Here is a 12,992-nt window from a genome sequence, read left to right as displayed (position 1 = left end):
CCGCTATCGTCCCGGCCTTGAGTCGGACTCATGTTCCAGAGGCGCTTGTGATGCGCGAGCTGCCGAACTCATCGTAGCAGCAACAAAGGTCGGTGGTTATGGATCCCCGCTCCGCGCGCAATTGCGCGCTAGGCGGGGACGACAGCGGCGTTCGGATTCCTGGATTGCTCCGCTTGCGCTCGCAATGACGAAGGAGGCGCGGTCTCATCTCGCAACCTCGGGATTTCCGGGTTCGGCGCGTTGCGACCGCCCCGGAATGACGGGGGAGGTGAGAATCTGCGGCTCAACGCAGCTCGACCGCGGCGCCCTTCTTCACGTGAGCTCGTAGGGCGGGTTAGTACTACTGAGTCAAAAACCGCCGGTACGTCAGGCTAAGAATCAAGTATTTGTAGAGATTCAGACTTTCACGCGCGGGAGGGTCGAATGGATCTCAAGCTTGAAGAAGCCAGTGCGCGTCGATTTGCGTCCTATGTCGAAGGTCTCGCGAGCGAGATCGGGCACGCAGACAGAATAAGCCCGCTGCACGACTATTGTACAGGCCTGATGCTGCCCGGGGAGCGCAAGAGCGTGGAACCGATGGCAGCTAGGACAGCTCCGGCCCGCACGGCGGCCCAGCATCAGTCGCTGCTGCACTTTGTCGGTGTCTCCTCCTGGTCGGACGAGAAGGTGCTGGCCAAGGTGCGCGAGATGGTGCTGCCGGCGATGGAAAAAGCCGGGCCGATCGAGGCCTGGATTCTCGATGACACGTCGTTTGCCAAGAAGGGAAAGCATTCGGTTGGCGTGCACCACCAATATTGTGGCGAGCTCGGCAAGCAGGCCAATTGCCAAGTGACGGTATCGCTGTCGATTGCCAATCACGCCGCCAGCCTGCCGGTGGCCTATCGGCTGTACCTGCCGGAAGCCTGGAGCAAGAACCGCGTCCGGCGAAACAAGGCGGGTGTGCCCAAAGACATCAAGTTCATGACCAAGTCGAAGATCGCGCTCGAGCAGATACGTCGTGCATGCGAAGCCGGTCTTCCACGTGGGGCAGTCTTGATGGACTCCGGCTATGGCCGTGACTCGGAGCTGCGCACAGAACTCACGTCTCTCGGATTGACCTATGTTGCGGGCATTCTGCCGAACACCCTGATGTGGCGGCCCGGGAGCGGCCCGCGGCGGAAGGGAAAGCCGCTGAACAACACGGGTCGTCGTGACGAGCCGGACCTGGTACCGGCCGAGAAAGTAGCTCGCGGCCTGCCCAAGGAGGCCTGGCGCACGATCAGGTGGCGGGAGGGGTCGGCCGAATGGCTGTCATCACGGTTCGCCCGTATGCGCGTTCGTGTCGGGCACAACAAGCTGATCCCGGAGAAGCTCCAATCGGAATGGCTGCTGATCGAGTGGCCTGAAGGGGAAAAGAAACCCACCAAATACTGGCTCTCGACATTGCCCGCGAACACCAGCTTCCGGCACCTTGTCGACTTTGCCAAGCTGCGTTGGCGCGTCGAGCGCGACTATGAGGAGCTTAAGCAGGAAGTCGGACTCGGGCACTATGAGGGACGCGGCTGGCGCGGCTTCCATCATCACGCCACGCTTTGCATCGCGGCTTACGGCTTCCTGATCGCCGAGCAGGCGACGATTCCCCCCTCAGGACCGCGTTGCGCCCCGAGAATCCAGGCGCCTCCCTTACCCGCCGATTATCGACCCAGAGGAGCCGCCTACGCGGCCTGAGCGCCACGTGCCGAACTCGATCGCAACCATGCGCGTCCGGCTGATCCGAGCCCTGGTAAGAACATTGCCCCGATGTCCATGTTGCGGCCTTGTCTCGGCGCCAAAAACGCGGAGAAATTTGTGACGCAGTAGTATTAGCGGAGCGTAACCCGCCAATCCCGTGCGAACAGCGTGGTGGGTTAGGCGATCGCGAACGACACTCCGGGCCGACATCAAAATGCTTGGCGCGGCCGCTAACCCACCCTACGATCTGAATATGCTGGAGTTGCGCACGCGACTAGGCGTTCGCCTTTACTCATGGCTGCGCCGGCGCTCGCTTCAGCGCCGTATCAGGCACATCCGCCGATCAGGCAGCTCTCGGCTTGTTCACCGTCTCGATGCGGTCCAGAACCTTGCCGAGACCGCGCTTCGCGACCTGAATGTCGTAGTCCGTCTGCAGATTGAGCCAAAGCTGAGCCGTCGTGTCGAGCGCCTTGGCGAGTCGAAGCGCGGTGTCTGCGGTAATGCCGGTCTGCTCACTGGCAATCCGCTCGATCCGGGTCCGAGGCAAGCCGCACACCTTGGCGAGAGCACCCGCCGACATCCCGAGCGGAACGAGGAACTCTTCCCGCAGAACTTCACCGGGATGCATGGGCTTGAGCTTGTTGGTCATTGCGTCCCTCCTAATGATAATCCACCACTTCGACCTCCGCGGGCCCTTCGGCCGTCCAAACAAAGCACACCCGGAATTGGTCGTTGATGCGGATCGAATGTTGTCCCTGGCGATCCCCCGCCAGCGGCTCGAGCCGATTGCCGGGAGGCGATCTCAAATCGGCGAGATCGGCCGCAGCATTGAGGTAGCGGAGCTTTCGGCGCGCCACCTTGACCAGATCGGATGGAAAGCCCTTTGGACTCTCGCCGTTGAAGACGGCTTCAGTGACTTTGTCCCGGAAGCTTCTGATCATATCGTCAATGTATCATTTGATGATACATGTCGTCAAGTGAACGTCCTAGGGAGCATCTCCGACGACGGTGGGCACGGCGCTTGGCGCCTCCGCTCTTCGAGCGGCTGCGGGACGAGTGCGACCGCCCCGGAATGACGCAGGGCTATCGCATATGGCGTCAAGCAGGGGCGGGGCCTCATGGTTCTCCCGACGATGCGTAGCATCGTCTGGAGACGCGCGGCAGCATTTGCGCCGTTCGCGACGGCCTCGCTATCGCTCGGCCTGCTCGGGCGTGCCGCGCCCTCACCATGAGGGTCTACGATTTCGCCGCGGAAAATGCCCTCATCGTGAGGAGCCCGCCGCAGGCGGGCGTCTCGATGGATGGCCGCAAAGAAGACTGCCCGAAGCTATTTCCGGCCATATGCGATAGCTCTGCGAATGACGGGGAGCGATGCGAGCGGCCGCCGCTCAACGGAGCTCGACTGCGGCGCCCTTCTTCACGTGGGCGCCGAGGAATTGGGCGTCCCAATTGGTCAGGCGGATGCAGCCGTGGGATTCGGTCTTGCCGACCTTGGAGGGATCGGCGGTGCCGTGGATGCCGTAGCCCTGGCCGACGGAGAGCCCGATCCAATAGGAGCCGACCGGATTGTTCGGCCCGGGCTCGATGGTGAAGGGCTTGCGCGCCTTCACGCCCTTGAACTTGTAGTTCGGATTGTATCGATAGGTCGGGTTGGGATCGGCCGAGGTCACCTTGTAGTTGCCGACCGGGGTCGGCTTGTCCTCGCTGCCGACGGTCGCGGGGAAGAACCCGAACAGGTGACTGTCCGCATCATAGGCCTGCACCGCGCCTGCATTCTTGTCGACCGCGAGCTTGGTCACCTGCGGCACCTTCTCGTCCGGCTTCAGCACATTGGCGACGAAGATCTCCTCGCCCGCTTTGTCGAAGGATTTGCCCGGGTTGAGCGCGGCCAGCAGATCCTGGCTCATGTGAAATTTTTCGGCCAGATCTTCGCGCGGCGAGGTGTAGCCGAGCGAGGGCAGGCGCTTCATCCGCTCCATCTTCTTCGGCAGCGAACGGACGAACGGCCCCTTCAGATCCTGCTTGGTGATCTGATAGCTCACGATGGCCGGCGCCTGGTCCTGCTGCATCAGCGCGGCCCACAGCTCCGGCGTCAGCTTGGCGCCGCTGTCGAGCCCTTTCGACGCGGCAAAGGCGGCGAGCGCCTTCTTGGCGTTGTCGCCGAACCTGCCGTCGATCTCGCGCGGCGAGACATGGGTGCGGTCGAGGATGACCTGCGCGCGGATCGCGACCGGATCCATCTTCTCTTCGCCCGGGCCGCGCTTGCGCAATTCGGCGGTATTGACGTCATCCGGCTTCAAGGTGGCGGCGCCGGCCGGCACGGCGGCCAACACAGCGAAGAGAACCGCAATCCAAAGCCGCACCATCAGAGACACCCGAAGAAGAACCAAGCCGCCATCGCGGCATCAACGTCATCACGACCGGAAAGTTCGTAACGTCGTCCCACCGGGTGTCCCGCGACCGATAGCAGACGCGCGCGGGCCGGGCCAGCTGCCCTGTCCGGTCCTGATCTGTCGCGCGTGCCGGCCGTCACGTTCAGCGCTCTGTTAGCTATCTGTTTCTCGCAAGGCGTCGTCAGGGAACCGGCCGGCCTGCGCTCCAGCTTGGCTTTCGAAATTGTTCCACGCTTTGCCGCTCGCTATTCCCACCGCGGAAGCGTAGGCTTTGGCATCAGCGGATTCCAACGGGCATCCATCAGTGACTGAGCGTGGCGTGCGCTCCCGCCAAGGAAGGGGAGCGTCTATTGTCTCGGTTTCGCTTGATCGAATGGATCGTGCCGCCAGTGGTTGTCCCGCCGGCCCTTCTGCTTTCGGTTATCGCAGCGGCCGCCTGACATGGCTAACACGACGAAACGGCCGCCCCTGGTCAGTCGAAGCGATCAATCGGGCTCGGTCAAATTCGGTTGCCCCACGGCAGCGGCGGCCCTGAAGAAAGCGGGAGAGCTCCCGGAACAGGCCCGCGCGGGGGTGAGAATATGCATGCCGCGAGGTCCGGATCCTGCTTTCCGATGAGTTCGATCAGCTCGACGGATGGCGAATGCAGCAGGCCACGGTAGCAATGGCGCAAGGTCGGCAATGAACGCAAAACCCTTCAAGACGGCGTATGAGCTCGCGGACATGATCGTCGAACGCGCGAGCATCCTTCACGGTCCGTGGCCTGCAGGAATGACGCTGTTCATATTTGACGACGCCTATGGGTGGAGCGCGAGCATCAGCCGGCCGGTTTCCGAGTTGGATGATTTCTATCGCAGCCGCACGCTCGATCTCATCGCGACGCTCAGATCCAGATACGATCTGCGCTCGCCTCGCCTTTCATCGGCTGATGATCTTTTCTGACTTCGGCCGATTTTGCATTCAGCTTCGGTCATCTCAATCCCGAAGACAGCCTACGTGGCAAACGGTCGACAGAGGCCATCGGGAAGCCACGAAGCAGAGAGGAAAAGATCAAGGCAATTGCCGCGGCGCCCGGTCGAAAGGCCGCTGCCTTGCAGCCAAGCTTCGCCTCGGCCATCAAAAAATGAAAATGGCTTGCACCATTATCTGATGCATCGTCGGACGGCTATGGCCACCTCCGCTCGCGTGGAGTCATGCTATACATGTAGGGATCGGCAAGACTGCCCTTGCCGTCACGAAGGAGCTTGCCTTGGTCGTACAAGCTCAGACAATCGGCCCGCACGCGATGCTCGTAGTAGGTCCGATCCTCCCAATACAGCATTTCAGCGATGTCGCTTGCGGTCAGCTTTAGCCGGCGCTTCCGCCTCAACAAGTCGAGAATATCATCTGCAACGGACATTGAGGCCTTCTGTGAGATTGCAGTACCATTTCCGACGATCCTGTCCATGGAACAAAGTCGCCACGAACGCCCTGAGCACGCAATCTTCATGCATCGTTCAAGCGAACGAATAGAACGAGTGCCAGTCGTCAGCAAGGCTCCTGGAGGGGAGCGCTGCCTGCACGCACAAGATTCTAGGCAGGCCGCTGGCTGATCCTTGCGAGTGCACGGCGTTCTTCGTCCGTCAGCCGCCAATTCTTGCACTGACTGCAAAGCTGCCAGAGAACATCGTATAACTTGCTTCGAGCTACCTCGACGATTTCGGTGTCGTCGAATTCGCGCGAACTAAGAAATATCGGTGAGGTAAACGTGGTCTGACGGCCATCGAATTGAAACGTCAAGCTGACGTCCTCGCCCCGTTCGTTCGGAGAGATCATCTCGATACGGGCGATCCTGATCTTGAACATATCCATGTTCTCAGTCCTCGGGATCGACTGTGAACCGGTCTATCCGTTCAAGACATGAGGCTTGGCGATTGCGCTCTTCTGCGTGTCAGCACCATGCCTTCGATGATACCGAGCATGACGGAACTGGTGTTCTTGCGATTTCTGCGTCGATCTCCGGTACAATTGCTGCTTTGCTCGATCCGCTGACCGTTCATTGAACTCCGTTCTCCGATGAGGACCCATTCACATGCTTCGATCGTCCGGCGGGAGCCTTGGCGGCGCCGGCCAGCCACGCGAACATATCGTTTCCCGCCTCCAAAGAACCTTGTGCGAAGCGCATGGCGCGCTCTCTTGGTTGAGCGCCTGCCGCATCAGGTCCGCAACCTTGGCCTCATCGGCCATCAAAAAGGAAGAAGCCGATAGTCATGACGGCTGGCCTGGATATCTCACAGGTTCGAGCATATCGGGGCTCCGGAATCAGTAGAACTTATTGTGGCGCAACGACTTTGCCGTGATCCGAGGAGAGCCCCGACGGCGACGGAATGTGCCGCGGATATGTTTGGATTTGAAGCGGTCGAAGGTCGCACGGCGGGCGCGGGCTTCGACGCAAGCGCGATCACATCGGACGCGGGCGGGTTGCTGCCGGGCGCGGCGGATCGAGCGATCCGGACGGCGGAGAGGTCGCGACGCTCGCAATGACGCCTGCGTGAACGTCATGGCCTCTTGCTGCGACCAATAGCGACGGATCGGGTCGGGTGGCCGATGGCGCGCGCGTCTGCTATCGGTCGACGCTCCTCGCCGACAGGACCAGGCTCGTATGGGACATTCCGCGTTTGCCGCCGCCTCGCGCAGATTTTCGGCGCTCAAGTTTTCCGCGCTTGCGGCCGCCAGCCTCTTCAGTCTGGTCCAAGCAGCCGCCGCCGCTGAGGAGCGAGATGCGCCGAAGGGCGCAGCCGTCACCGTGCTGAAAGCCGCGAAATCCTGCTTCGACGATACGGTCGAGGTCTCCGGCCTGGTGCTGGCCCGCGACGAGGCCGCGGTGCGGCCGGACCGGCCGGGCCTGAAGGTCGCCGAGGTGCTGGTGGACCCCGGCGATACGGTCAAGGCAGGGCAGAATCTCGCCCGGCTCACCGCGCCCGACGGCGGCTCGACCATGATCCAGGCGCCCGTGGCCGGCACCATCGCCACCTCCAGCGCGACGATCGGCGCCTTCGCTTCAGGCCGCGGCGAGGCGTTGTTCACGATCATCGCCCGCAACGAATATGACCTGGTCGGCCTGGTGCCGAGCGCCGAGATCGGCAAGGTCGCGGCCAACCAGAGCGCCAGGCTCCACATCGTCGGCGCCGGCGACTTCGACGGCAGCATCCGCCGCGTGGCACCGACCATCGAGCCCAACAGCCAGCTCGGCCAGGCCTTCATCGGCATCAACAGCGACCAAAGGCTGCTGATCAATTCGTTCGGCCGTGCCGTGATCAAGATCGGACAGAGCTGCGGCATCGCGGTGCCGCTGACCGCGGTGCTCTACGATCCCGCAGGCACCGTGGTGCAGGTGGTGAAGCAGCAGCGCGTGGAGACCAAAGTGGTCGAGGTCGGGCTGATGGCCGGCGGCCAGGTCGAGATCCGCAGCGGGCTCAACGAAGGCGACGTGGTGGTGGCGCGCGCCGGCGCGCTGTTGCGCGAAGGCGATCCGGTGAGGCCGATCATGGCGGGTGCGGAGGCAGCGGCGAAATAGCCCCGGTCGATGGTCACGCGGAAGCGGACGTTAGTATTAGCAAGCGAGGTGCCGCGGCAGGATGCGAGCGTCGCAGATCGACTAATCAGGTGCCGGCGTTGGCGTTCGTCTCGGATCCGAAGCGGACCTCTTCCTGCAGCGAGGAGGAGACCGAAGGCACCTGCTCGCCTTCCGAGGCGCGGGAGACCGCAACGCGGGTCTTGTTGAACACGGCTTCCGCGGCCGCGGACTTGCCGTCGAGATTGGCGAGCAACTCGGTGACGAGCACGCTGTTCTGCCCCTTGGAGTCGTCGACCACCTTGCCCGGCGTCGCCGAGGACAGCACCAGCGCATTGGCCGGCGCGTTGATCGGAGCAAGACCGTGCGAGTAGGCGCGGAAGCGCCGCTCATAGGGATTGCGGCGGGAGGCATCGATCACCGCCAGCTTGGCGCGCGCACCCTGCTGCGCCATCGTGTCGAGCAAGGCCTCGATGCTGACGCCGTCGCGGCGCACGTCGCGCTCGTTCCAGATCTTGGCATCGACCGGGATCATGTAGCTCTCGCGGCCCGCCTGGATGGCATAGCCGCCGAAGAACAGCATCACCACCGCGTCCGGCTTGATCTTCGCCTTCAGCCGCTCGACGGCACGGCCCAGATCGTCCTTGCTGGCATCCTCGATCACGTCGACATCGAAACCGTCGCGGCGCAGGGCGAGGGTGAGCGCACGCGCATCGTTGATCGGCTGCGTCAACGGCGCATTGGCATCCGGATAATGGCCGTTGCCGATGACCAGCGCGAGCCGCATGCCGTTGTTGGCGGGCTCCACACGCTCGGTCGTCGCCGCATTGGCAGCTTCGAGCGGACGCTTGTTCAAGGCAGCATGCGCGCCGATCGCCAGCGACACCGTGCCGAAGAGGACGGCGGCGATCGCGACCGAACGGCGAGAGAAGGAAGTCTGCCTTGCTGTCATCACGTCAATCCTGTCAGAGCCGGTTGCCCGGAGGCAAAAATCCGTCAGTACCAATGGTGCGCACGCATTGGTCGCGCCCAGGCTGCGGAGCTTTGAGGAGTTGCGGGACGATGTGTCGTCGGATTGTCCGCAATTTGCGGCGCCGCAACGCGCACAGCCTTAGCTCGATCGGCCCGGCCGGGCAACCTGCAATTCCCGTTGATTTTACAAGCATTTGAAAATTCATAGGAATTTAACCATCCTGGCGTTCTCTTGAGCCGACTCCGTTAGATTTCGAGGGTGTCATATTGCCGTTAAACCTCGCGTTCCAACTGTGATGTCGGTCACATTTGTCTTTCCTCGGACGCCATGCCAGGCTTGCGCCAAGAGCGCACGGCTGACGCAGCGGTTACGCGGATGGCGGTGTCCGCCGGACGGCCATCCCAAGAAGACAGCCCGATGAACCTGCACGCCTTCGCCGGTGCCGCCTATCGCGCCCTGACGGCCCGCAAGGACGGCCCGTCGCTCTATGACGTCTGCGACCCGGTGCTGAACCATCCGCGCAGCGGCGATCCGCACATCGCCAATTTCTACCGCACGGCCATCGGCAATCCGGCGCTGCGCACGCTGCTGCGACGCACCGGCCTGGCCGAGCTGAAGGATTCCAGCCAGCTCAACGCGCTGCGCCAGGCTTTGGTTCAGGCCCGGGACGATGAACAGCCGGATTGGGAGACGGTCGGCCTGCCGGTCGCCGCCCTGATCGACAGTTTCGAGCTGCGCCATCCGCAGCCGCCGGCCGCAAGCGAAGCCTGCAAGCTGCCCGCCGCCGGTGAAATCGAGCGCGTGATCCGCGCCTGCGGCGCCGATCTGCTCGGCTCCTTTGCCCGCAACGGCTTCATCCCGACCTATGCCGCCTTCAACCTGATCGGCGACCCCGACCTCAAGGGCCGCGAATTCCTGATGGCGCTGACCGGCCTCAACTCGCGCGGCTACAAGAACTCGACGCTGCTCTTCAACCTCGCCCGCGTCTTCATCGCGCGCTCGCCGGCCGCAGGCATCGTCAATCCGTCATGGCGCGGCATCGCCGAACCGATGTGGGCGCCGGTGCAGATCCGGCATCGCTCGGCCTATTACGATGCGTTCTTCACCGAGGCCCTGCTCGCCTTCGTCGAGACCGGATTGCCATCCGCCGCGCAGATCGCCTCTGCGCGCGGCGCCATCGCGGCGATGGTGGAGTTCTGCCTGAAGACCAGCCGCGAACAGGTGCGCGGCGCCGATGGCACGAGCTACGACGTCGTCACCGCGCTCGCGCCGGCGCCGCATCCGCGCTTCTCGCGCTTCTTCGCCCAGATCAAGCAGGATCTCGGCTTCGGCATCTATGTGCCGGATTGCGACACCACGGCGTGCTCGATTTCGGCAGCGACGCAGGCCGGCGCCGACGATCCGATGCTCGAGCAGCCGCTGGTCGATTTCTACGCCGGCTATCAGGTGCGCGCGGGCAGCAACGAGCCGCGCGTCACAGTGCCGATCAACGACGATATCGATTATGACGGCGGCATCGCCACCTGGATCGACAGCCTCGCCGGCGAGCGGCCGTTCGGCAACGATCTCGACCCTACCCTCAATCTCGATGTGCTCGAAGTCTCGTTCCGCAATCTGGCGCGCTGGAAGATCCTGGAGACGCTCGAGCGGCTCGAGACGGTCAAGCGGATCGTCGCCTTCCAGCTCCGCCTCGTGGTCAGCGGCGACTTCGCCGATCCGCGCTCGCACATCTACTATCTGCCGGAGCTCTATTGCGCCTATTTCGGCCGCTGCTACGCCGCCTTCATGGCGCTGCCCGCGCCGGCGCGACAAGCGATCGATCCGGACGGCGCCTTCGGCCTGATCCGCGCGCGCGTGCTCGCCTATGTCGAGGACGACCTGATCGGCCGCGAGATGAACGTGTTCGACGCGGCGCTGGCGCTGATTGCGCTCGGCCATCTCGGCGGCGCGACCGCGAGCTTCGTGCCCGCCCTGCATTGCATCGTCACCCGGTTCGGCGAAGGCGGCCGTCGCCATCCCTACCGGGCCTATGAATGGAACAAGATGAAGACGCCGACCCGTATCCTGGTCGGCGGCCCCGAGGTGACCTCGGCCTTCGTGCTGATGGGCCTCGCTTTGGCGCGGCGGGCGATGGCACGGTGATCGCGCTTAAAGAACCCTTTACGCTGCGCTGAAGCCGGGGGCTGGCATCGCGCGAAGTTGAGGGAGAGTCCTCACAAGGAACTGGCGCGAGGGCTGGAACCGCAGCACAATCGCAGTCCGCGTCACCATTTCGGATGCACGGCCCGGTTCATGTTGATGAAGATTGCTCCTACGCTATTGCTCGTTCTGCTGCCCTCGCTGGCCTCCGCCGCCGACATCAGCGGCATACCCAAGATCCGCCAGGCCGATCTGGTCCAGATCGGCAATGCGCGCATCCGGCTCGGCGGCATCGACGCGCCATCGACCGACCAGCTCTGCATCAGCAACAAGAGCGAACGCTGGACCTGCGGGATCGCCGCGCGCGACGAGCTGATCAAGCACGTCGACGGCAAGAGCTGGACCTGCCATCCTCGCCAGGTCGACCGCCGCGGGCGCCAGATCGCGCGCTGCGAGGTCGACGGCGAGGACATCCAGAAATGGCTGGTCGCCAACGGCTGGGCGCTGGCCTATACGCACGTGTCCAAGGACTACGAACCCGACGAGCATGCGGCGCGCGAAGCCAAGGCCGGCATGTGGCAAGGCGCGTTCATCGCGCCCTGGGATTGGCGCGTGCGCAACAAGAAGACCGCCATTCTCGGCGCCACCAAGCCGCCGGACAATGCCAGCGCCGTGCTGCTCGCCTCCGCCTCCGGACCGGTCGCGCCCTCGCCCGATTGCACCATCAAGGGCAATGTCAACGGCGCCGGCGAATGCATTTATCACACGCCGTCGAGCCGCTGGTATGCGCAGATCAAAATGCGGATCGCCAAGGGCACCCGCTGGTTCTGCTCGGTGGAAGAGGCGGAAGCCGCAGGATGCCGTGAGACGCGGCGCTGACCTCGGCGGCGACGCGGCGCGCGAATGCCAGCCCCTCGTCAACTCCGGCTTTTCTTGAGCGACCGCGACGCGTAAAACCAGCGCGGCCCGATCCGGGTTATGCGGGCCCCGTCACCTGAAACTTGCAAGGACAATCGCAATGACCGTTCGCGCGGGCCGGGAATTTCTGGCCATCCCCGGACCCACCACGATGCCCGACGAGGTGCTGCAGGCCATGCACCGGCCGGCGCTCGACATCTATTCGGAGCAGATGGTCAATCTGACCGACAGCCTGATGGCCGATCTCGGCAAGCTGTTCGCGACCAAGGGCAAGACCTACATCTACATCGCCAACGGTCATGGCGCCTGGGAAGCCGTGCTCTCCAACGTGCTGTCACGCGGCGACAAGCTCTTGGTGCTCGAAAGCGGACGCTTTGCGGTCGGCTGGGGCCATGCGGCGCGCGCGATGGGCGCCGAGGTCGAGGTGCTCAAGGGCGACTGGCGTCGCGCGGTGCGCCCGGCCGAGGTGGAGCAGCGGCTGCGCGCCGACAAGGACCACAGCATCAAGGCGATCGTGGTCGCGCAGGTCGACACCGCCTCGGGCGTGGTCAACGACATCGAGGCGATCGGCAAGGCGATCAAGGCGGCCGGCCATCCGGCGCTGTATATGGTCGATACGGTGGCTTCGCTGGGCTGCATGCCGTTCCAGATGGATGGCTGGGGCATCGACGTCGCGATGTCCGGCTCGCAGAAGGGCCTGATGACGCCGCCCGGCCTCGGCTTCGTCGCCGCCAATGCGCGCGCGCTCGAGGTGCATAAGAAGGCCAATCTGCGCACGCCCTATTGGGACTGGAGCGAGCGCGAAGGCGCCGAGCACTACCGCAAATATGGCGGCACCGCGCCGGTGCATCTGTTGTTCGCGCTGCGCCAAGCCATCGACATGCTGTTCGCCGAAGGACTCGAACATGCGTTCCGGCGCCACCGCCTGCTCGGCGAGGCCGTACGGCGCGCCGTCAATGTGTGGAGCGAAGGCCAGGTGCTGGGCTTCAACATTGCCGAGCCGTCGGAACGTTCCAACACGGTGACCACCGTGCTGGTAGGCGGCGGCTATGACCCGGAGATCTTGAAGCGCTACTGCAAGGAGCAGTGCGGCGTCGTGCTCGGCGTCGGCATCGGCGACCTGCAGGGCCAGGCCTTCCGAATCGCCCATATGGGCCACGTCAACGCGCCGATGGTGTTGGGCACGCTCGGCGTGATCGAAATGGCGCTGATAGCGTTGAAGATCCCGCATGGCAGAGGCGGCCTCGATGCCGCCATCCAATGGCTCGGCGCGAATGTCAGCCCCACCGGCGAAAGCCCGTTGTAA

Annotated in this window: 12 protein-coding genes; 6 read left to right on the top strand and 6 right to left on the bottom strand. The window is 63.7% G+C overall.

Annotation, left to right across the window (positions count from 1 at the left end):
* Positions 1–423 precede the first annotated feature (423 nt).
* The gene (locus tag QX034_RS14270; protein WP_315727656.1) at positions 424–1,707 is read left to right on the top strand and encodes an IS701 family transposase; all 1,284 of its coding nucleotides are present in this window, start codon (positions 424–426) and stop codon (positions 1,705–1,707) included.
* A gap of 346 nt (positions 1,708–2,053) precedes the next feature.
* Here QX034_RS14270 and QX034_RS14265 read toward each other — a convergent pair whose 3' ends face one another.
* The 3 genes from QX034_RS14265 to QX034_RS14255 form a co-directional block, all read right to left on the bottom strand.
* Positions 2,054–2,359: a HigA family addiction module antitoxin gene (locus tag QX034_RS14265; protein WP_316195497.1), complete on the bottom strand. Its 306-nt coding sequence runs from the start codon at positions 2,357–2,359 to the stop codon at positions 2,054–2,056.
* 10 nt (positions 2,360–2,369) lie between these two features.
* Positions 2,370–2,651, bottom strand: a complete 282-nt coding sequence (locus tag QX034_RS14260) for a type II toxin-antitoxin system RelE/ParE family toxin (RefSeq protein ID WP_315701970.1) — start codon at positions 2,649–2,651, stop codon at positions 2,370–2,372.
* A gap of 447 nt (positions 2,652–3,098) precedes the next feature.
* The gene (locus QX034_RS14255) at positions 3,099–4,076 is read right to left on the bottom strand and encodes a L,D-transpeptidase (RefSeq protein ID WP_316195496.1); all 978 of its coding nucleotides are present in this window, start codon (positions 4,074–4,076) and stop codon (positions 3,099–3,101) included.
* 663 nt (positions 4,077–4,739) lie between these two features.
* Here QX034_RS14255 and QX034_RS14250 point away from each other — a divergent pair.
* Entirely contained in the window at positions 4,740–5,045 is a 306-nt protein-coding gene (locus QX034_RS14250) for a hypothetical protein (RefSeq protein ID WP_315765748.1), read from the top strand.
* A 223-nt stretch (positions 5,046–5,268) separates the two neighbouring features.
* Here the strand turns inward: QX034_RS14250 and QX034_RS14245 are convergent, their stop codons facing one another.
* Together QX034_RS14245 and QX034_RS14240 are read right to left on the bottom strand one after the other, a co-directional pair.
* The gene (locus QX034_RS14245; protein ID WP_315701973.1) at positions 5,269–5,502 is read right to left on the bottom strand and encodes a hypothetical protein; all 234 of its coding nucleotides are present in this window, start codon (positions 5,500–5,502) and stop codon (positions 5,269–5,271) included.
* A gap of 173 nt (positions 5,503–5,675) precedes the next feature.
* Positions 5,676–5,954 carry a hypothetical protein gene (locus tag QX034_RS14240; protein WP_316195495.1) on the bottom strand — a complete coding sequence of 93 codons (279 nt, stop codon included), beginning with the start codon at positions 5,952–5,954 and terminating at the stop codon, positions 5,676–5,678.
* Between the two features lie 790 nt (positions 5,955–6,744).
* Here QX034_RS14240 and QX034_RS14235 point away from each other — a divergent pair.
* Positions 6,745–7,659, top strand: a complete 915-nt coding sequence (locus QX034_RS14235) for an efflux RND transporter periplasmic adaptor subunit (RefSeq protein WP_316195494.1) — start codon at positions 6,745–6,747, stop codon at positions 7,657–7,659.
* 85 nt (positions 7,660–7,744) lie between these two features.
* Here QX034_RS14235 and QX034_RS14230 read toward each other — a convergent pair whose 3' ends face one another.
* Positions 7,745–8,608, bottom strand: coding sequence for a caspase family protein (locus QX034_RS14230; protein WP_316189080.1), 864 nt, complete (start codon positions 8,606–8,608; stop codon positions 7,745–7,747).
* A 438-nt stretch (positions 8,609–9,046) separates the two neighbouring features.
* Between QX034_RS14230 and QX034_RS14225 the strand changes: the two genes are divergently transcribed.
* The 3 genes from QX034_RS14225 to QX034_RS14215 all read left to right on the top strand — a co-directional run bounded on the left by QX034_RS14225 (position 9,047) and on the right by QX034_RS14215 (position 12,992).
* Entirely contained in the window at positions 9,047–10,771 is a 1,725-nt protein-coding gene (locus QX034_RS14225) for a hypothetical protein (RefSeq protein ID WP_316195492.1), read from the top strand.
* Positions 10,772–10,921: 150 nt separating this feature from the next.
* The gene (locus QX034_RS14220) at positions 10,922–11,647 is read left to right on the top strand and encodes a thermonuclease family protein (protein WP_315701977.1); all 726 of its coding nucleotides are present in this window, start codon (positions 10,922–10,924) and stop codon (positions 11,645–11,647) included.
* Between the two features lie 139 nt (positions 11,648–11,786).
* Complete coding sequence (locus tag QX034_RS14215; protein WP_315701978.1) at positions 11,787–12,992, top strand: pyridoxal-phosphate-dependent aminotransferase family protein; 1,206 nt, start codon at positions 11,787–11,789, stop codon at positions 12,990–12,992.

The organism is Bradyrhizobium sp. SZCCHNR3119 (genome assembly GCF_032487775.1).
In the GTDB taxonomy this organism is placed as follows: Bacteria; Pseudomonadota; Alphaproteobacteria; order Rhizobiales; family Xanthobacteraceae; genus Bradyrhizobium.
Note: the sequence above shows the minus strand (reverse complement) of the source record. Positions and strands in the feature narration are given on the sequence as shown.